The sequence below is a fragment of the Paenibacillus sp. Dod16 genome (genome assembly GCF_049893405.1).
GTDB lineage: Bacteria > Bacillota > Bacilli > Paenibacillales > Paenibacillaceae > Paenibacillus_AQ.
The window spans coordinates 1-581 of the sequence record NZ_JBNDYG010000135.1 but is presented as its reverse complement, the minus strand read 5'-3'; the positions used below and the strand labels follow the sequence as shown (position 1 = coordinate 581).

1 protein-coding gene is annotated in these 581 nt (G+C 45.4%); it reads right to left on the bottom strand.

Translation table 11 applies throughout. From position 1 onward, the window contains the following. Positions 1-581, bottom strand: a 581-nt coding sequence (locus tag ACPV3A_RS37750; protein ID WP_426205020.1) for an IS3 family transposase, incomplete at both ends; no start/stop codon positions are given.

The window sequence follows — 581 nt, the reverse complement described above, 5'->3', positions numbered from 1 at the left end:
AGTTCTTCCTTAAAATGTTCCACACTTTCAAACTCTTTGTAGTACAGAAACTCCGACTTAAGAATGCCGAAGAAATTCTCTATGACGGCATTGTCGTAACAATTCCCTTTTCGTGACATGCTTTGGAGAATGCCACTCGACTTAAGCGCATGGCGATACGGCTTCATTTGGTAATGCCATCCTTGATCTGAATGAAGGAGAAGTTGGTGTTCTTCTGGCAGACGCTTCAGTCCTGCATCCAGCATCTCGGATACCAGAGAATAGGTTGGTCGTGAACCCATGGTATAGGTGATAATTTCCCCGTTGAATAAGTCCAAAATGGGCGATAGATACAGCTTTTCTCCAAATAACTTAAACTCCGTAATGTCCGTCACCCATTTCTCATTTGGCGCCCCAGCCGTGAACTGGCGGTCCAGATGATTCGGTGCAATCTTGCCGACGGTCCCTTTATATGACTTATACTTTTTCATGCGAACCAGGCATTGAAGGCCCATCTTCTTCATGAGTCTCTGAACCTTTTTGTGGTTAACTTTCCACCCACGGACTGCCAGTTCATCACGAATACGGCGATATCCGTAACG